Source organism: Mangrovicella endophytica, from assembly GCF_002893625.1.
Lineage (GTDB): Bacteria > Pseudomonadota > Alphaproteobacteria > Rhizobiales > Rhizobiaceae > Mangrovicella > Mangrovicella endophytica.
The window spans coordinates 33,503-52,122 of the sequence record NZ_PKMZ01000011.1; the positions used below are offsets into that span (position 1 = coordinate 33,503).

Sequence of the window (18,620 nt, forward strand, 5' to 3'; positions counted from 1 at the left end):
TGCGGTCAGAATGGAAACTTCATCCCGCCCGGCAGCTGCAGACCCGAGGTCAGTTCCTGCGTGCGCTCCTGGATGGCGAGGTCCAGCTTGCCCTTGGCGTCGGCATGGGCCGCAACCACCAGATCCTCCAGAATATCCTTCTCGCCTTCCTTCAGGAGGCTCGGATCGATGCCGATGGCGGTCAACTCGCCCTTGCCGCTGAGCGTGACGGACACGACGCCGCCGCCGGACTGGCCGACGACTTCGAGGCCGGCGATCTCCTCCTGCAGGCCCTGCATCTTCTCCTGCATGGCTTTCGCCTGCTTCATCATGCCCATCAGGTCTTTCACGACAGCGTCTCCTCGTCGTCTTCGTCGTCATCCTCGATCGGGTCGATGCCCGGATGATCGGGGAACTCGTCTTCAGCCGTCTCAACGTCCGGCTCCAGTTCGCCAGCAGCGGGCTCCGGCAGCACGGTCGCCCCGGCGGCCTCGGCTACGGCCTCGGCCTCCCCCCGCAGCCGCACGTCGGTGACCTTGGCGCCCGGAAAGGCCGCCAGGATCGCCGCCACCTCGGGATCACTCGTCGCATCGGACAGGAGGGCGTCGCGCCGGTTGCGCTCGGTCTCCTCCAGCGTCTCGGCACCGCCGGAGCTGGCGACGCTGACGACCCAGCGCCGGCCGGTCCAGTCGTGCAGCCGACGCGACAGATCGCCCGGCAAGGTCCGCGGCGCACCATCCTTCAGCGCCACCTCGATGCGGCCGGGCTCAATGGATACGAGGCGCAGATAGCGGCGGATCGATACGCGCATCAGCGAATCGCGCTTCTCCTCCGCAAGGTCCGCCAGCGCGGCGATGGAGCCGATCTCGACTTCGGGCCCTGCCGGCGCAGGCTTAGGCGCGGCGGCCAGAGCTGGCGCGGCTTCGCTGCGCGGGGCGATCGAGAGCTGCGGCCGCGGCGCCAGGCTTGTCGCAGCCGGCGCGGCGGCGGTGGCCGGCGCGGCACTGCTGCCTGCCATCGGCCGGGGCGCTGCGGCAGCCGCGCGCGGCGCGCCACCTGCGGCCGATGCGGCTGCGGCGGACTGCATGGAGGAGCCGCCATCGCGGCCGTTTGTCACCGCCGGCGCGTCCCGTACCGGCCCACTTGGCAGCGCCGGCAGCGGCTCGCCGGAGCGCAGCATGCGCAGGAGGTCTTCGGGCGCCGGAAGGTCGGCGGCATGTGCGATGCGGATCAGCGCCATCTCGGCGGCCTGGCGCGGCGAGACCGCGGCCCGCGCCTCCTCGATCGCCTTCAACAGCATCTGCCAGACCTGCGACAGGGTGCGGACCGAGAGCTTCGAGGAGAAGGCAAGGCCGCGCTCGATCTCTGCCGGCGACAGCGAGGCGTCGTCCGTCGCGTCCGGCACGTAGCGCAGCATGGTGACGAGGTGGGTGAAGTCGGCGAGGTCCGACAAGATGACGACAGGGTCGGCACCGGCCGTGTACTGCGCCCGCAGCTCGGCCAGCGCGGCGGCGCCGTCTCCCTTCATCAGATGCTCGAAGAGATCGATGATACGGACACGGTCGGCAAGGCCGAGCATGTCCTGCACCGTTGCGGCGTCGATGGTGCCGGCGCCATGGGCGATCGCCTGGTCCGTCAGCGACAGCGCGTCGCGCACCGAGCCTTCCGCCGCGCGCGCGATCAGCCGCAGCGCGTCGTCGTCGGCCTTGACCCCTTCGGCTTCGGTGATGCCGCGCAGGTGGGAGATCATCGTCACCGTATCGACGCGGCGCAGGTCGAAGCGCTGGCAGCGCGACAGCACCGTGATCGGAACCTTCCGGATCTCGGTCGTGGCGAAGACGAACTTGGCGTGCTCCGGCGGCTCCTCCAGCGTCTTCAACAGGCCGTTGAAGGCCTGGTTCGACAGCATGTGAACTTCGTCGATGATGTAGACCTTGTAGCGCGCCGACACCGGCCGGTAGCGCACCTGCGCGATGATCTCGCGGATATCGTCGATACCGGTATGCGAGGCCGCGTCCATCTCGACAACGTCGACATGGCGTCCTTCCATGATCGCCTGGCAGTGGATGCCCAGGCCGCGCATGGCAATGGTCGGCTGCCCGATCTCGTCGGTCTGGAAGTTCAGCGCGCGGGCGAGGATGCGCGCCGTCGTGGTCTTGCCGACGCCGCGCACACCGGTGAGCATCCAGGCCTGGGCGATGCGGCCTGTGTCGAAGGCGTTGGTCAGGGTGCGCACCATAGGCGCCTGGCCGATCAGGTCGTCAAAACTCTTCGGCCGGTACTTGCGGGCAAGCACCCGGTACGGCTTGGCGAGCGCCTCTGCCAGTGCCTCGGTCTCCACGCTCACCGCGCACGCCTCCGCTGCGCCGCCAAGGGCGTGCGTCGAGCAAGGCAGGTGAAGCGGTTCGGCATGGACGATCCCGTGAGCGGAGCCGGACGGTTCTGCGGCGTCGGGCTGAAAGACGCAAGCTGGTTCGACATCAAGATGGCGTTGGTGACCGCGTTCCACAATCTTGGCATCTTGGCGGAGCAGACCGTATCATGCGGAACCACCCGCTCCTCCCGCAGCGCCCTCCTCTCACGGTGCCATGGCTCTCCACCGCTACCAGCGGCTCCGCCGCTTCGTGCTCGCAGCCGTTCTCGCTGCCGCGCTCCTCATCCTCCTGTTCGTCCGATCCAGCTGGGAGGACGACCTGATCCATGAGCTGATCGAAGCCGTCGGCCTCGGCCTCATCGCCATCGCGATCATCGGACGCATGTGGTGCACGCTGTATATCGGCGGACGCAAGGCGGCCGAGGTGGTCGACAGCGGACCCTACTCGATCACCCGCAACCCGCTTTACGTGTTCTCCAGCATCGGCGCGGCGGGGCTTGGCGCGCAGACCGGCAGCATCACCATTGCCGTCGTCGCGATGCTCGGCTGCGTGGCCGCGTTCCAGATCGTCATTCGCCGGGAAGAAAGATTCCTGCGGGGAGAGTTCGGTCCCGCCTACGAAGCCTATCTCGCCCGCGTGCCGCGGTTCATCCCGAACCCGGCCCTTTTCCGCGACGAGAAGGAGCTGTCGATCCGCACGAGGCGCATCTATTCGACGCTCGCCGACGGGCTCGTCTTCTTCGTCTCGATGCCGCTGCTGGAAGGTGTGGAATGGCTGCAGGACAGTGGGCTCGTGCCGGTTCTGCTGCGGCTGCCGTGACTTGCAGCCGCCAGCAAGGGGCCGGTCGACGCCCCATAGCTCATTCGCACGCTAGGATGGGAAAGGTGGGAGGCTGGCACGATGACCCGTGCCGTGGCTCGTTGGGGCTGCTTCCTTCCGGACCTGACCCGGTTGGCGAGTGGCTCGTCCACTACCAACCTCCCACCGCTACATATCGTTGGTTCGCGATCTAAATGCAAGCGCTCGGCAATCGCGGCGCCGTTGCGCCGTGCCGCTTGGGGGAATCGATGCGGGCTTTCGAACTGGATCCTCGGTTGACGCGAGACACATTCGCGGTCGGACGCCTCGGCCTCTGCGAGCTGCGGCTGATGAACGACCGGCGCTGGCCCTGGCTGATCCTCGTTCCGCAGCGCAATGACGTCGTCGAGTTCCACGAGCTGACGCCGCTCGACCAGACGATGCTGACCTTCGAGGTGTCGCTGGTGGCCCCCGTGCTGAAGCGCATCACCCGCGCCGACAAGCTGAATATCGGCACGCTCGGCAATGTCGTGTCGATGTTCCACCTCCATATCGTCGCGCGCAGCGCCGGCGACGCGAACTGGCCGGGGCCCGTCTGGGGCCATGGCAGCGCGATCCCCTATGGCGAGATGGAGGCTTCCGAGTTGCTGGAGCGTGTGCGCGAGGCGGTCCTTTCCGCATGAGCGGCATCCAGAACGGGCGCGCTGCGCAGCCCGCCGAGATGAGCGCCCGCACCGGCTTTGCCGGCAACCGGCTCTTTCGGGACAGCGAGCATCGTGGCGCGGCAACGCTGACGACGGCGCTGGAGCATCCGGATGCCGTTGTCTACCTCACCGCGGACCGAAACTGGCTGGCGCCGGGCGATCGGGAGGGGTTCGCCTTCAGCGTTTCTGCCGCGGAGCGCCTCGGCGCTGAATTTGGCGAGGCCGTGCTGCTCGGCACCGATCCGATGGGCCGGCCCGTTCTGGCCGCAAGGCTGCCAGCAATGCCGCCGGCGGACGGCGGGATTGCCGCCTACGAACTGCGCGGCATCGCCGAAGGCATGCTGGTCGACGCCGACACCGAAGGCCGCCTGGCGCAGGCGACGCATCTCCTCGGCTGGCACGCGCGCAACCGCTTTTGCGGCTGCTGCGGCGGGGCGACGGTGTCCGAGGCCGCCGGCCTCAGGCGTCGCTGCACAGCCTGCGGAGAGGTCATCTTCCCGCGCATCGAGCCGGTCACGATCATGCTGGTGCATGACGGCGCCGGCCGCTGCATCCTCGGCCGGCAGCCGCGCTTCAAGCCGGGCTTCTGGTCGTGCCTTGCCGGCTTCGTCGAAGCGGGCGAGACGATCGAGGATGCCGTGAGACGCGAGACGCTGGAGGAGGCCGGCATCAAGGTCGGCGCCGTCAGCTACCTCGCCTCGCAGCCCTGGCCATTTCCGGGATCGCTGATGATCGGCTGCACCGCGCTTGCTGCCGGCACGGAGATCCTCTTTGACGCGACGGAGCTGGAGGACTGCCGCTGGTTCGCCCGCGCCGAGGTGCGGCAGATGTTCGAAGGGCGCCATCCGGACGGACTGATGCTGCCCGGGCGCTTTGCCATCGCGCACCACCTGATCAAGGCCTTTGCCGATGGCGAGGTCTAGAGCATTTCCGGCCGGACATGCTCTACGGCTTTCTACTCTGCCGGGGTCAGCAGGGCGTGGCGTTCCGGCGAAGCCCGGTAGACGCCGAGGCACAGGAACTCGTCGGAGAAGAAGCTCAGCTCCTCCAGCGCGCGGGAAACGGCCGGGTCATGCGGATGGCCTTCGATGTCGGCGTAGAACTGCGTCGCGGAGAAGCTGCCGCCGATCTGGTAGCTCTCCAGCTTCGTCATGTTGATGCCGTTGGTGGCAAAGCCGCCGAGCGCCTTGTAGAGCGCCGCCGGAATGTTGCGGACGCGGAAGACGAAGGTCGTCACGACGTTGCGGCTGATATAGGCGCGGCCGTTCTCGACCTGCTGCGGGTCACGCGCGGCCCAGAGGCTGAGGCGCCGTTCCTCCGGATCGGACAGCTGGATGCGCGCGGGATCGCGCAGCACGACGAAGCGGGTGACGTTGTTCTCGGAATCCTCGACATTGCGGTCGAGGATGGTCAGGCCGTAGTAGCCAGCGGCGAGCTCCGGCGCGAGCGCGGCCTGGGTCGGATCGCCCATCGCGGCGACTTCGCGCGCCGAGCCCGCGGTATCGCCGGCGATCATCGGCTTCCAGCCGTTGCGCCGCAGGTAGTCGCGGCACTGGCCGAGCGCATGGACGTGGCTGTGGACGGTGCGGATCTCCTCACGCCGAGCACCCGGCAGCGCCATCAGCTGGAAATGGATCGGCATGAAATACTCGCCGACGATCTGCAGCTTCTTCTCCGGCATCAGCCGGTGAATGTCGGCAACGCGGCCGGCGAGCGTGTTCTCGATCGGGATCATGGCGAGCGCGGCCTCGCCGCTCTCCACTGCCGCAAAGGCATCGTCGAAGGACGGGCACGGCAGCGGCTCCAGGTCCGGATACATTGCCTGACAGGCCATGTCGGAGTTGGCGCCGGGCTCGCCCTGGAAGGCGATTTTCCCCATGACCCTGGTCATGCGAATGCTCCCGTCGTGCCGGCGTAGTGCGCGCGGGCGCGTTCCAGGTCGTCCGGCGCATCGACCCCGAGCGGCACGGTATCGACGATTTCGGCATCGATCCGCATGCCGGCCTCCAGTGCGCGCAGCTGCTCAAGCTTCTCACGCCGCTCCAGAGGCGAGGGCCCGAGCGCCACGAAGCGTTCCAGCGCCTCACGCCGATAGGCATAGAGCCCGACATGGTGGAAGAGCGGCCCCTCGCCCCAGGGCGCCGTTGCGCGCGTGAAGTACAGCGCCCTCAGCCGCGTCGGCGAGGTTTCGGTGCCGACCAGCTTCACGACATTTGGATTGGTGCGCTCGGCCTCTTCGCGGATGTCGACGCAGAGTGTCGCAATGTCGCAGCGCGGATCGTCGAAGGGCGCGAGCACCCGCCGCACCGCCTCCGGCTCGACCGTCGGCAGGTCGCCCTGCAGGTTCACCACCGTCTCGACCGCACCGTCCGGATCGATTGCCCTGAGCGCCTCATGGATGCGGTCAGAGCCCGACTGATGCTCCATCCCGGTCATCACGGCCTCGTAGCCGGCTGCCTCCACCGCGTCCCGGATGGCCGCCGTATCGGTCGCCACCACAACCCGTCCGACAGCGGCCGCGACCGCCCGTTCGGCGACGCGCACGATCATCGGCCGGCCGGCGATGTCGGCGAGCGGCTTGCCCGGCAGACGTGTCGAGGCCATTCGGGCCGGGATCAGGACGACGATGGACATCTCAGCAGGCATCCGAAATCGATTGAGAACCAATCTAAAGTGGCTTGAAGCGAGGCGGTCGTGATGACAAAAGGTGCTTCGGCAGCGCTCCTTACAGCGGTTGCCACGAAACCGCAAAAGACCTAGCTTCCGCACGTTTTTTGCTTAGCAATCCGTCGGCTAGCGACAGGCCGACCGAGGGGAGCCGCCCGTTCAATGGATTCGTTCGAGGCCAACAAGATCTTCGGCGCCGTCCTGGCGACGGTGTTCGTTCTGTTTGGCGGCAGCCTTCTGACCGGAAGCATCTTCCATTCCGAAGCCCCGGAAAAGCCGGGCTACCTGATCGAGGCGGCCGAGGAGAGCGGCGGCGGAGAGGCAGCGGGCGCGGCAGCCGGCGCCGAGGAGCCGCCGATCGCGGCGCTGCTGCAGACCGCCGACGCTGAGGCGGGTGCGGCGCAGTTCAAGAAGTGCCAGGCGTGCCACACCGGCGAGGAAGGCGGCGCGAACCGTGTCGGTCCTCATCTGTGGGACGTGGTGAACCGTCCGGTCGCATCCGTGTCGGACTTCTCCTATTCGGCTGCCATGAAGGACTTCTCCAAGGGCGGTGAAACGCACTGGGACTTCGACCATCTCTATCACTTCCTGAAGGCGCCGAAGGAGTACGTCCCCGGCACCGCGATGGGCTTTGCCGGCCTGAAGAAGCCTGAGGACCGTGCGGCGCTCATCGCCTATCTGCGCACGCTCTCGGGCAACCCGGCTCCGCTGCCGGCAGCCCCAGCAGCCGACGCTGCGGCCGCTCCGGCCGAGGGTGCAGCTCCGGCCGCGGACGGCGCCGCGCCGGCGGCAGGCGCCGCGGCCCCGGCTGCAGATGCCGGCACGACCACCGCCGACACGCAGCAGGGCATGGGCCAGCCGCAGACGCCGGCAACCACCGACACCGACACGGCCGCTCCGACGCCGGGCCCGGCGCCGACGCAAATCCCCTCCACCGGCGACAACGCACCGGCGGCTCCCGCCAATGCCAATAGCGGCGGCACACCGACGGGCGGCGACACATCGGCTCCGGCGGCCCAGGGCACCACCTCCGGCGCGCCTGCGCCGACGGCTCCGGCTCCGGCGGCACCCGCTCCTGCAGCTCCCGCGGCTCCGGCTCCCGCAGCGCCTGCTGCACCGGCAGCTCCTGCTCCGGCCGCGCCGCCGGCTGCCGGCCAGCAGACCGGCTCGGCCGCTCCGGCGGCCCCGGCTGCAGCGCCTCAGCAGACTGCATCGGTCGCGGGTGATCCGGCGGCCGGCAAGCAGGTCTTCAACAAGTGCAAGGCCTGCCATGCCGTCGGCGAAGGGGCCAAGAACAAGATCGGCCCGGAGCTGAACGGCATCGTCGGCGAGGCTCCGGCCGCGGTCGAAGGCTATTCCTTCTCGCCGGCGCTGCAGCAGTTCGCAGCAGCCAACCCGGCCTGGACGCCGGAGAACCTGACGCCCTGGCTGACGGACCCGAAGGCGACGGTGCCCGGCACCAAGATGGCCTTCCCGGGGCTGAAGAAGCCGGAAGACGTCGCCAACGTCATCGCCTATCTCGCGAGCTTCGACGAGAACGGCGCCGCCAAGTAAGAGCGGCTCCAGTCGACCAGCCTGATCCTGAAAGGCCCGCGCTTCCCGGCGCGGGCCTTTTCGTTTGATCGTGCCGTGACCGCCTTGCCGCGCACACGGCTGACGGCATCTCGCAGCGGGTCGCGCCTTCCACCAAGTCGAAGAGACGCTCCCAATGGCGGCAAATCGTCCTCCGGTAGCTTGTCCAGCCGGACGATGGCCATAAACTCCTGCAAGCGTCCGCCGACAGCGGATTATCCGGAGACCGACTTGACCGTTCTTCTGCGCCTTCTCGGCAGCCTCACCGCCACGATCATCCTCGCCGCACCGGCCTCCGCGCAGGAGGCACCGACCGCTTCGGCGCCGCAGACGCCGGCAGCGGCGACACCGGCCGCGGGCCCAACAGATGCCCAAGAGGCTGTGACGCAGGGCGAGTGGTCGGAATCGATCTCGCTGATCAAGCCGTCACGCTATCCCGCCGACTTCAAGCACTACGACTACGTCAATCCCGACGCGCCGAAGGGCGGCACGCTACATTCCGTGGCGATCGGCTCCTTCGACAGCTTCAACCCCTTCATCGTCAGGGGAACGCCGGCGGCCGGCCTTGCCAATTTCGGCGGCGGGCTCCTCTACGATACGCTGATGGACCAGTCGACCGACGAGCCCTCGACCTCACATGCGATGATCGCCGAGGCGGTGCGCTATCCCAGCGACTACTCGTCGGTCACCTACCGGCTGGATCCGAAGGCGCGCTGGCATGACGGGCAGCCGATCACCGTCGAGGACGTGATCTGGAGCTTTCAGACGCTGATCAAGCTGCATCCGCAGTGGGCGACCTATTACCAGAACGTGACGGCCGCGACGCAGACCGGCGAGCGCGAAATCACCTTCACCTTCAACCAGAAGAACAATCGCGAACTGCCCAACATCATGGGCGACCTGACGATCCTGCCCAAGCACTGGTGGGAGGGCACGGATTCGAAGGGCAAGAAGCGCGACATCACTCAGCCGACCAGCGAGCTGCCGCTCGGCTCGGGCCCCTACAAGATCTCGGCCTTCCGCATCGGCGATGCGATCACCTGGGAAAGGGTCGCCGACTACTGGGCGAAGGACAAGCCGGCGCGCGTCGGCCGCTATAACTTCGGCTCCATCGACTATGTCTATTTCCGCGACTCCAACGCGGCCTGGGAAGCCTTCAAGAAGGGCGGGCTCGACGACTACCGGCTCGAGAACAGCGCCCGCCGCTGGGCCGAGGGCTATGACTTCCCGGCCGCCAAGAATGGCAGCGTGATCCGCAAGGAGGTCGAGAACCACGACGTCGTGTCGATGCAGGCCTATGTCCTCAACAACCGCCTGCCGAAGTTCTCCGACATCCGCGTCCGCAAGGCGCTGACGCTCCTCTACAACTTCGAGGAGATGAACCGCACGCTGTTCTTCGGCTACTATCGCCGTGTCGCCAGCTACTTCGAGAACAGCGAGCTCGCGGCCAAGGACCTGCCATCGCCGAAGGAGCTCGAATATCTGGAGCCGCTGCGCGGCAAGGTGCCGGAGGAGGTCTTCACCAAGCCCTTCACCCTGCCCGACTACAGCCAGCCGAACGCCGATCGGGCCTATCTGCGCGAGGCCTTCGATCTCCTGAAGCAGGCGGGCTACGAGTCCCGCGGCGGACGGATGGTGGATACCAGAACGGGGCAGCCCTTCACGATCGAGCTTCTCGGCGACGACCCGAGCGATGATCGCGTGCTCGGCCCCTTCGTGCGCCACCTCGGCCGCCTCGGCATCCAGGCAAATGTGCGCATCGTCGACAGCAACCAGTATATTGAGCGGATGCGCAACTTCGACTTCGAAGTCGTCGCGATGAAGTACTATCCGCAGTCGCTCTCGCCCGGAAACGAGCAGCGTGATTTCTGGAGTTCCGCCGCCGCCGACGCGCCTGGAAGCCGCAACTATGCCGGCCTGAAGAACCCGGCGGTCGATCAGCTCATCGACAACATCATCCACGCACCCGACCGCGACTCGCTGGTCGCCGCCACACGCGCACTCGACCGCGTGATGCTGTGGAACTACGTCGTCGTGCCGCAGTGGTATCTCGGCAAGAGCTGGCTGGCCTACTGGAACACCTTGGACATGCCGGCGAAGGCACCGGAATCCTCGGGCGTCGACATCTTCTCCTGGTGGGTCAAGGGCGCGTCCGCCCCGGCGGCATCCACGGCGACGCCGCAGCCTGCGGCAGCGCAAGCGCCGGCTCAGCCATGACGATGCTTTTGTCGCGGCGCCGGTTCACCCAACTGGCTCTTGCCGGCGCTGCCGGCGCGGCACTGCGTCCGGCCTTCGCAGCCGTGCCTGCGGACACTGAGCTGCATGGCCTCTCCGCCTTCGGCGACCTGAAATATTCGGCCGGGTTCGCTCATTTCGACTATGCCTCGCCGCAAGCGCCGAGCGGGGGACGGTTGAACCTCTCGGTGCCGAGCTGGATCCTCAACCAGTCGCCGCTGACCTTCGACACGCTGAACACCTTCGTTCTGCGCGGCAACGCACCGCCGCGCATCGAGCTTCTCTACGACACGCTGATGGTCAGCTCGCTGGACGAGCCGGACGCGCTCTACGGCGCGCTGGCGGAGAGCGTCTCGATGTCGGCGGACCGCAACCGCTTCACCTTCCGGCTGCGGCCGGAGGCGCGCTTCTCGACCGGGGCGCCGGTGACGGCGGACGATGTCGCCTTTTCCTACGAGACGCTGAAGAAGGACGGGCATCCGAGCCTGCAAGTGATGCTGGCCGAGGTGACGAGCGTCACTGCCAGCGACGAGCGCACCGCCGTGCTCACCTTCTCCGGCCGTCAGAATGTCGCGCAGGCGCTCGGCACCTTCGGTGTCCCGATCATCCCGCGGGCCTTCTTTGCAGGCCGCGGTCTTGATTCCGTCAGCCGCGAGGCAGTGCCCGGCAGCGGGCAGTACCGGATCGGACGCGCCGAGTTCGGCACCTTCATCGAATATGAGAAGCGCGACGACTACTGGGCGAAGGACCTGCCCTTCGTGCGCGGGCTCAACCACTTCCAGACCATCCGGATCGACTTCTTCCGCGACCGCCAGCCGGCGCTGGAGGCCTTCAAGAAGGGTCTCATCACGGTCCGCGAGGAGTTCACCACCAAGGACTGGGCGACGCAGTACGACTTCCCGGCCGTCACGAGCGGTGCAGTCGTCAGGCAGGAGTTCCCCGACGAGACGAGGCCGCATTTCCAATGCTGGGCGCTGAACCAGCGCCGCGAGCGTTTCACTGACGCGCGGGTGCGGCACGCGATCAACCTGTGCTTCGACTTCGAATGGACCAATGCCAACCTCCTCTTCGGTCAGCGGGTTCATTCGCAGTCGCCCTTCGAAGGCTCCGACTTCGTTGCGACCGGCGAGCCTTCGGAGGCCGAGCGCGCGCTCCTTGAGCCGCTGCGCGGCAAGGTGCCGGATGAGGTGTTCGGGCCTGTCTGGACACAGCCCGTCACCGACGCCTCGGGCGCGGACCGGGTGAAGCTGCGGGAGGCCGCAGGCCTCTTTGCCGCCGCCGGCTGGGCGCGGCAGGGCCGCCAGCTCGTTGATGCCAAGGGCGAGCCGTTCCGTCTCGAATACATGACCAACGGTCAGGAGCAGGGCCGCGTCTACGGCAAGTTCATCGATACGCTGCGGCTGATCGGCGTCGATGCCAGCATCCGTCTCGTCGATGCCGCGCAGTATCAGGAGCGCGTCAACCGCTTCGACTTCGACATGATCCTCGCCGCCTTCAGCTTCGCGCCGACGCCGACGCAGGACAGCCTGGCGATCTTCTTCGGCAGCGCCGCGCGGGACAATCCCGGTGCCTACAACTATCCGGGCATGGCGAGCGAGGCGGTGGATGCGCTGATCGCCAAGGCCGGTGCGGCACAGAGCCGCGAGGAGCTGACCACCGTCATGAAGGCGCTCGACCGCCTGCTGCGCTGGCGGCTGGACTGGCTGCCTAACATCACCTCCGACGTCCACCGTGTTGCATACTGGAACATGTTCGGATTCAAGGAACAGAAGCCCGAATACGGCTTCCCCATCGAATCGCTCTGGTGGTACGACGCACAGAAGGCTGCCGCGATCGGGAAGGCGTAACGCCGCCGCGAGCCGTCCGACAGAACAGACTGGAGCCGAATGGGCGCCTACATTCTCCGCCGCATCCTGCTGATGATACCGACGCTGATCGGCATCATGGCGGTGTCCTTCGTGGTCATCCAGTTCGCGCCGGGCGGCCCGATCGAGCAGGTCATCGCCAATCTGCAGGGCCAGAGCGGCGGTGCGATGGACCGCGTCAGCGGCGGCGGCGCCGACTTCGGCGGCCAGGGCGCGCAAGGCGGCGGTGAGAACTCGGGCTATCGCGGCGCGCAAGGGCTCGATCCGGAGTTCATCAAGCGGCTGGAGGTACAGTTCGGCTTCGACAAGCCGCCGCTCGAGCGCTTCGGCACCATGCTGTGGAACTATACGCGCTTCGATTTCGGCGAGAGCTACTTCCGCTCGGTGTCGGTGATCGACCTGATCCTGGAAAAGATGCCGGTGTCGATCTCGCTCGGCCTCTGGATCACGCTCCTGTCCTACGCGATCTCGATCCCACTCGGGATCCGCAAGGCGCTGAACGACGGCTCGGCCTTCGACGTGTGGACGTCCGGCATCATCATCATCGCCTACGCCATTCCGGGCTTCCTCTTTGCGGTTCTCCTGATCGTTCTCTTCGCCGGCGGCTCCTTCTATGACTGGTTTCCGCTGCGGGGCCTCCTCTCCGACAACGTCCAGGGCAACTGGTGCGCCTTCTGGAACGTCAACTGGGATGCCGGGCGCTGCGTCACCCAAACCATCCCGGACTACTTCTGGCACCTGACGCTGCCGCTGATCGCCCTGGCGCTCTCCGCCTTCGCGACGACGACACTGCTCACGAAGAACTCCTTCCTCGACGAGATCCGCAAGCAGTATGTCACAACGGCCCGCGCCAAGGGGCTGACGGAACGGCGCGTCCTCTACGGCCACGTCTTCCGCAACGCCATGCTGATCATCGTCGCGGGCTTCCCCGGCGCCTTCATCTCCGCCTTCTTCGCGGGATCGCTGCTGATCGAGACGATCTTCTCGCTCGACGGGCTCGGGCTGCTCGGTTTCGAGAGCATCTACAAGCGCGATTACCCTGTGGTGTTCGCGACGCTCTACATCTTCTCACTGCTCGGACTGGTGACGACCCTGATCTCCGACCTCACCTACACCTGGATCGATCCACGCATCGATTTCGACCGGCGGGAGGTGTGACGGTGGACGAGCCGATCCGCGAAAAGGCCGCGACGGATACCGCCGCGCCGCCGGCACGCCCGGCAGAGTTCCAGGCCGCCGACATCGGCGAGGCGCAGGCGACGGGCGTCGCGCAGATGGCGCCGACCGTGCCGGACACCGGCCGCCCTTCCGGCCTGTCGCCGCTGAACGCGCGCCGCTGGGAGAACTTCAAGGCCAACCGCCGGGGCTACTGGTCGCTCTGGGTGTTCGGCATCCTGTTCATCCTCAGCCTGTTCGCCGAGTTCCTGGCGAACGACAAGCCGATCCTCGTCTCCTACAAGGGCGAATTCTACACGCCTATCTTCGTCGACTATCCGGAGGAAACGTTCGGCGGCTTCCTGCCGGTGACGAACTATCGCGACCCCTTCATCCAGGATGAGATCGGCGCGAATGGCTGGATGATCTGGCCGCCGATCCGCTACTCCTACATGAGCGTCAACAACGAGATCCCGACGCCGGCGCCATCCGCCCCCTCCTGGACCTTCACCAAGGAGGAGCTCTGCGGGCGCTATCCGCAAGGATTGAACGATCCCAACTGCACGCCCGGCAACTACAACTGGCTCGGCACCGACGACCAGGCGCGCGACGTCGCAGCGCGGCTGATCTACGGCTTCCGCATCTCGGTGCTGTTCGGCCTGGTGCTGACGCTCGCCTCCGCCGTCATCGGCGTCACCGCCGGCGCGATCCAGGGCTATTTCGGCGGCTGGGTGGACCTCATCTTCCAGCGCTTCATCGAGATCTGGTCGTCGATCCCGGTGCTCTACCTCCTCCTCATCATCGCGGCGATCCTGCCGCCGGGCTTCTGGATCCTGCTCGGCATCATGCTCCTGTTCTCCTGGGTCGCCTTTGTCGGCGTCGTGCGGGCGGAGTTCCTGCGGGCGCGCAACTTCGAATATGTGAATGCCGCCCGCGCGCTCGGCGTCGGCGACTGGACCATCATGGGGCGGCACCTCCTGCCGAACGCGATGGTGGCGACGCTGACCTTCCTGCCCTTTATCCTGAACGGTTCGATCACCACGCTCACCTCGCTCGATTTCCTCGGCTTCGGCCTGCCGCCCGGATCGCCCTCGCTCGGCGAGATCCTGGCGCAGGGCAAGAACAACCTCCAGGCGCCCTGGCTCGGCATCTCCGGCTTCGTGGTGCTGTCCTTGATGCTGTCGCTCCTCGTCTTCATCGGCGAGGCGGTGCGCGACGCCTTCGACCCCCGCAAGAGTTTCCGGTGACGTCTCCGGGATGGGCGAGGGCTGGCTCTTGCTGATACCGGGTGGGCAGCAGTGCCGAAGCGTGGCCCTTGATTGGCGGGAAGACGCCGGACGCCATTCACGTCGCGACAGCTCGGGAATGCGGCTGGGACATCATCTCGTGCGGCCAGCGGCTCAAGCTTCCGCCTGGACTGACGCGCATCGCCATCGAGAATGCTGCCGAACTGGGGTCGCCATGATGACCATTCACCATTTCCACTTTGAGGCGTTCGCGTGAGCCAGACCGCATCCGCCGTCGCATCGCGGCCAAGCAACGGCCCGGCCGGCGCGCCACTCCTCTCCGTCGAGAACCTCTCGGTCGCCTTCCATCAGGGCGGGCGCACGACGCTTGCCGTCGACGGCGTCTCCTTCTCCATCGCCAAGGGCGAGACGCTCGCGCTGGTCGGCGAATCCGGCTCCGGAAAGTCGGTCTCGGCGCTGTCGATCCTGAAGCTCCTGCCCTACCCCGCGGCGAGCCACCCGAACGGCGCGGTGATATTTTCCGGCGAGAACCTCATCGACGAGGACGAGCGGGATCTCAGGCGCGTTCGCGGCAACAAGATCTCGATGATCTTCCAGGAGCCGATGTCCTCGCTGAACCCGCTCCACACGATCGAGCGGCAGGTCGGCGAGGTCCTGAAGATCCACCGCGGCATCTCCGACCGGCAGGCGCGCGAGCGCACGCTTGAGCTCTTGCGCCAGGTTGGCATCCGGGAGCCGGAGAAGCGGCTCGGCGCCTACCCGCACCAGCTGTCCGGCGGCCAGCGCCAGCGCGTCATGATCGCGATGGCGCTCGCCAACGAGCCTGAGCTCCTCATCGCCGACGAGCCGACCACGGCCCTCGACGTCACCGTGCAGGCGCAGATCCTGGAGCTTCTAAAGAAGCTGCAGGCCGAACGTCAGATGGCGATGCTGTTCATCACCCATGACCTTGGCATCGTGCGCAAGATCGCCGACCGCGTCTGCGTCATGTATCGCGGCAAGATCGTCGAGGAGGGGCCGACGGCCCGGATCTTCGCCGAGCCATCGCATGCCTATACGAAGCATCTTCTCGCCGCCGAGCCGCGCGGCATGCCGCCCGCCGCGAACGCCAATGCGCCCGTGGTGATGGAGGCCAAGGACGTGAAGGTGTGGTTCCCGATCCGCACCGGCCTGTTCCGGCGCGTGACGGACCATGTGAAGGCCGTCGACGGCATCGACCTGACGCTCAGAGCCGGCCAGACCGTCGGCATTGTCGGCGAATCCGGCTCGGGCAAGACGACGCTCGGCCTCGCCCTCTGCCGCATGATCGCCTCCAAGGGGCAGATCGCCTTTGACGGGGAGCGGATCGATGCACGCTCGTTCAAGAGCATGCGACCGCTGCGCGACCGCATCCAGATCGTCTTCCAGGATCCGTTCGGCTCGCTGAGCCCGCGCATGCCGATCACCGACATCATCTCCGAAGGCCTGAGGGTGCACCAGCCCGGCATCGGCGCGGCTGAACGGGACGCCCGCGTGGTTGCGGCCCTGGGCGAAGTCGGCCTCGACCCGGCGACGCGCTTCCGCTACCCGCACGAATTCTCCGGCGGCCAGCGCCAGCGCATTGCCATCGCGCGCGCCATGGTCCTCAACCCGCGCTTCGTCATGCTGGACGAGCCGACCTCGGCGCTCGACATGAGCGTGCAGGCACAGGTCGTCGATCTCCTGCGCGATCTCCAGCAGAAGCACCAGCTCGCCTATCTCTTCATCAGCCACGACCTGAAGGTGGTGCGGGCGCTCGCCAACGAGGTGGTGGTGATGCGCAACGGCCTCGTCGTCGAGCGCGGTCCCGCCGCGGAGATCTTCGAGCGACCGCAGACCGACTACACCAAGGCGTTGATGGCGGCTGCCTTCGCCATCGAGACGGCTCCGACCGGTGTGGTCTCGCAGTGACGGCGAACACGCAGGGCCACTACCGTGACGCGCTGGCGGACCAGCCGCTCGACTTCACGGTGGAGCGGCGCGAGCGCCTGCATGACGGGTTCCGGCCGCTGGAGGCAGTGACGCTGACCCATGCCAGGCTCGGCGCCGACGGCATCATCGGGCCGGTCCATCGCGAGTTCCTGGCGACCGGCTCCGTTGCGATCATCATTCCCTATGATCCGGTGCTCGACGCCATCGTCGTCGTCAGGCAGTTCCGCCTTGCCGCAGCGCTGAAGACGCCGAACGCTGCCGCGCTGGAGCTGCCGGCGGGCCTCGTCGACGCAGACGATGCCAGTCCCGAAGCCGCGGCGGCGCGCGAGCTCGAAGAGGAAACCGGGCTGACGGCCAAGGCCATCGAGCGCTGCTACACGCTGCTCCCCTCGCCTGGCCTCACGGACGAATACGCCTTCATCTTCCTTGCCATCGTCGATGCCTCGGCCCTGGCGACATCGGCCGGCAAGGCCGAGGAGGCAGAGGACATCCGCCCGATCCTGGCGCCTGTCGACGAGCTGATCGAGGCGGTGGACCAAGGCCGGGTCGAAAACGGCTTTCTCGTCGGCGGTACCCACTGGTTCGCCCGCAAGGGTCGCGCCTTCGCCGCGAGCCTTGCGGCCACGCTCGCCGGGGAGGGCTGAGTCATGCCGATTCTCCTGTCGATCGGCAGCTATGATCCGCAGCCTTGGCTGACGGCGATGGGCCGGGAAGCGCCGGAGGAGACGATCGTCCTGGCACCGGACGGTCCCGAAGATCCGAGCATCGAATATGCGGTCGTTTGGAAACAGCCGCGCAATCTCCTGACGCGCCTGCCGAACCTCAAGGCCATCTTCTCGCTCGGGGCCGGCGTCGACCACATCCTGGCCGACGACACGCTGCCGGACGTGCCGATCCTGCGTATCGTCGCGGAGGATCTCACCAACCGCATGAGCGAATATGTCGTCTGGCGCGTGCTGGACCACACGCGACAGGGACGGCTCTACCGCGAACGGCAGACCCAGCGGCTCTGGGGCGAAGAGCACCAGCCGGCGGCCCATGCGATCACCGTCGGCCTCATGGGCATCGGCGCGCTGGGGCAGGACGCGGCGGCCAAGTTGCGCGCGCTCGGTTTCCAGGTCGCGGGCTGGAGCCGCACGCCGAAGCACATCGACGGCATCACCTGCTATTCAGGGCCGGATGGTCTCGCCGCGATGCTCGGTGTGACGGACATCCTCGTCGTGCTGCTGCCCCTGACCGAGGAGACGCGCGGCATCCTGGACACACCGCTGTTCGAGCAGATGAAGCGGCAGACGCCGCTTGGCGCACCGGTGCTGATCAATGCCGGCCGCGGCGGGTTGCAGAACGAGGGCGCGATCCTGCGCGCTCTAGACGGCGGCCGCCTCTCGGAAGTCTCGCTCGACGTCTTCGAGACGGAGCCGCTGCCGGCGGCAAGCCCGCTCTGGAGCCACCCGCGCGTCTTCGTCACGCCGCATGCGGCCGCGGCGTCTGATCCAGACGCCTTGTCGTCGCTGATCATGCGGCAGATCGCCAATCATCGCGCCGGCGAGCCGCTGAAGCACGCCGTCGACCGCAGCGCCGGCTACTGATCCGACGCACGGTGGGGTCCGGCGACGTTCCGCCGCCGGACTCCGTTCTTCCCTCTCACCCGCTGGCGATAGGGCATTGGAGCACTCTGCTGCGGAGATTGCCTAGACTCCTACATATCCATCTGGTTATATAACCTCATGGATATACGTGAAGCCTCCGACGTGAAGTTTGCCGCACTTGCCGATCGAACGCGCCGCGCGATCCTGGCGCGACTGGCAATGGGTGAAGCGACAGTCGCTGAGCTGAACAAGCCCTTTCAGATCAGCCAACCGGCGATCTCGAAGCATCTTCGCGTGTTGGAAGAGGCAGGCCTGATCGAGAGCGTGAAGCTCGGTCAGTCGCGGCCTCGCCGCCTCCGCCCTCAGGCTCTGACCGAGCTGACGGACTGGCTGAACGGCCTGCAGAAGCTTTGGAGCGACAGCTTCGACCGCCTCGAGACCTTTCTCGCTTCAGAGACCCCTTCGCCCAAGAAAGAGGACTAGC

At 67.0% G+C, this 18,620-nt stretch carries 16 protein-coding genes, 1 other RNA gene and 1 pseudogene; 13 read left to right on the top strand and 5 right to left on the bottom strand.

Annotated features, from left to right (window positions below; translation table 11 throughout):
* Window positions 1–5 precede the first annotated feature (5 nt).
* Both C0R46_RS17800 and C0R46_RS17805 read right to left on the bottom strand, forming a co-directional pair.
* Window positions 6–329, bottom strand: a complete 324-nt coding sequence (locus C0R46_RS17800; protein ID WP_102961018.1) for a YbaB/EbfC family nucleoid-associated protein — start codon at window positions 327–329, stop codon at window positions 6–8.
* Window positions 326–2,320 carry a DNA polymerase III subunit gamma/tau gene (locus C0R46_RS17805; protein WP_425349904.1) on the bottom strand — a complete coding sequence of 665 codons (1,995 nt, stop codon included), beginning with the start codon at window positions 2,318–2,320 and terminating at the stop codon, window positions 326–328. The genes C0R46_RS17800 and C0R46_RS17805 overlap by 4 nt, the downstream gene beginning before the upstream one ends.
* 247 nt (window positions 2,321–2,567) lie before the next feature.
* Between C0R46_RS17805 and C0R46_RS17810 the strand changes: the two genes are divergently transcribed.
* Window positions 2,568–3,173: a methyltransferase family protein gene (locus C0R46_RS17810; protein WP_102961020.1), complete on the top strand. Its 606-nt coding sequence runs from the start codon at window positions 2,568–2,570 to the stop codon at window positions 3,171–3,173.
* A 65-nt stretch (window positions 3,174–3,238) separates the two neighbouring features.
* Here C0R46_RS17810 and ffs read toward each other — a convergent pair.
* Window positions 3,239–3,336, bottom strand: an RNA gene (gene ffs / locus C0R46_RS17815) — signal recognition particle sRNA small type.
* Between the two features lie 85 nt (window positions 3,337–3,421).
* Between ffs and C0R46_RS17820 the strand changes: the two genes are divergently transcribed.
* Both C0R46_RS17820 and nudC read left to right on the top strand, forming a co-directional pair.
* Complete coding sequence (locus C0R46_RS17820; protein ID WP_102961104.1) at window positions 3,422–3,835, top strand: HIT domain-containing protein; 414 nt, start codon at window positions 3,422–3,424, stop codon at window positions 3,833–3,835.
* Entirely contained in the window at window positions 3,832–4,779 is a 948-nt protein-coding gene (gene nudC / locus C0R46_RS17825) for an NAD(+) diphosphatase (protein ID WP_198598395.1), read from the top strand. The genes C0R46_RS17820 and nudC overlap by 4 nt, the downstream gene beginning before the upstream one ends.
* A gap of 32 nt (window positions 4,780–4,811) precedes the next feature.
* Here the strand turns inward: nudC and C0R46_RS17830 are convergent, their stop codons facing one another.
* Both C0R46_RS17830 and C0R46_RS17835 read right to left on the bottom strand, forming a co-directional pair.
* The gene (locus C0R46_RS17830; protein ID WP_102961021.1) at window positions 4,812–5,747 is read right to left on the bottom strand and encodes a prephenate dehydratase; all 936 of its coding nucleotides are present in this window, start codon (window positions 5,745–5,747) and stop codon (window positions 4,812–4,814) included.
* Window positions 5,744–6,490, bottom strand: a complete 747-nt coding sequence (locus C0R46_RS17835) for a 3-deoxy-manno-octulosonate cytidylyltransferase (protein WP_102961106.1) — start codon at window positions 6,488–6,490, stop codon at window positions 5,744–5,746. Before C0R46_RS17835 ends, C0R46_RS17830 begins: the two co-directional genes overlap by 4 nt.
* 195 nt (window positions 6,491–6,685) lie before the next feature.
* Here C0R46_RS17835 and C0R46_RS21365 point away from each other — a divergent pair.
* The 10 genes and pseudogenes from C0R46_RS21365 to C0R46_RS17880 all read left to right on the top strand — a co-directional run.
* Window positions 6,686–7,438 (top strand): annotated as a pseudogene (locus C0R46_RS21365) (c-type cytochrome); the annotation flags it as partial.
* A gap of 9 nt (window positions 7,439–7,447) precedes the next feature.
* Window positions 7,448–8,077 (top strand): c-type cytochrome, encoded by a 630-nt coding sequence (locus C0R46_RS21370; RefSeq protein WP_425349905.1) that lies wholly within the window; start codon window positions 7,448–7,450, stop codon window positions 8,075–8,077.
* A gap of 399 nt (window positions 8,078–8,476) precedes the next feature.
* Window positions 8,477–10,312: an extracellular solute-binding protein gene (locus C0R46_RS17845; protein WP_425349906.1), complete on the top strand. Its 1,836-nt coding sequence runs from the start codon at window positions 8,477–8,479 to the stop codon at window positions 10,310–10,312.
* Window positions 10,309–12,177: an extracellular solute-binding protein gene (locus tag C0R46_RS17850; RefSeq protein WP_102961107.1), complete on the top strand. Its 1,869-nt coding sequence runs from the start codon at window positions 10,309–10,311 to the stop codon at window positions 12,175–12,177. The genes C0R46_RS17845 and C0R46_RS17850 overlap by 4 nt, the downstream gene beginning before the upstream one ends.
* A 39-nt stretch (window positions 12,178–12,216) precedes the next feature.
* Window positions 12,217–13,353, top strand: coding sequence for a microcin C ABC transporter permease YejB (locus C0R46_RS17855; RefSeq protein ID WP_102961024.1), 1,137 nt, complete (start codon window positions 12,217–12,219; stop codon window positions 13,351–13,353).
* 116 nt (window positions 13,354–13,469) lie between these two features.
* On the top strand, window positions 13,470–14,597 hold the full coding sequence (locus C0R46_RS17860) for an ABC transporter permease (protein ID WP_102961108.1): 1,128 nt from the start codon (window positions 13,470–13,472) through the stop codon (window positions 14,595–14,597).
* A gap of 252 nt (window positions 14,598–14,849) precedes the next feature.
* Window positions 14,850–16,526: an ABC transporter ATP-binding protein gene (locus C0R46_RS17865; RefSeq protein ID WP_102961025.1), complete on the top strand. Its 1,677-nt coding sequence runs from the start codon at window positions 14,850–14,852 to the stop codon at window positions 16,524–16,526.
* The gene (locus tag C0R46_RS17870) at window positions 16,523–17,191 is read left to right on the top strand and encodes an NUDIX domain-containing protein (RefSeq protein ID WP_102961026.1); all 669 of its coding nucleotides are present in this window, start codon (window positions 16,523–16,525) and stop codon (window positions 17,189–17,191) included. Before C0R46_RS17865 ends, C0R46_RS17870 begins: the two co-directional genes overlap by 4 nt.
* A gap of 3 nt (window positions 17,192–17,194) precedes the next feature.
* Entirely contained in the window at window positions 17,195–18,136 is a 942-nt protein-coding gene (locus tag C0R46_RS17875) for a 2-hydroxyacid dehydrogenase (protein WP_102961027.1), read from the top strand.
* Window positions 18,137–18,274: 138 nt separating this feature from the next.
* Window positions 18,275–18,619, top strand: a complete 345-nt coding sequence (locus C0R46_RS17880; RefSeq protein ID WP_102961028.1) for an ArsR/SmtB family transcription factor — start codon at window positions 18,275–18,277, stop codon at window positions 18,617–18,619.
* The last annotated feature ends 1 nt before the right edge of the window (window position 18,620 follow it).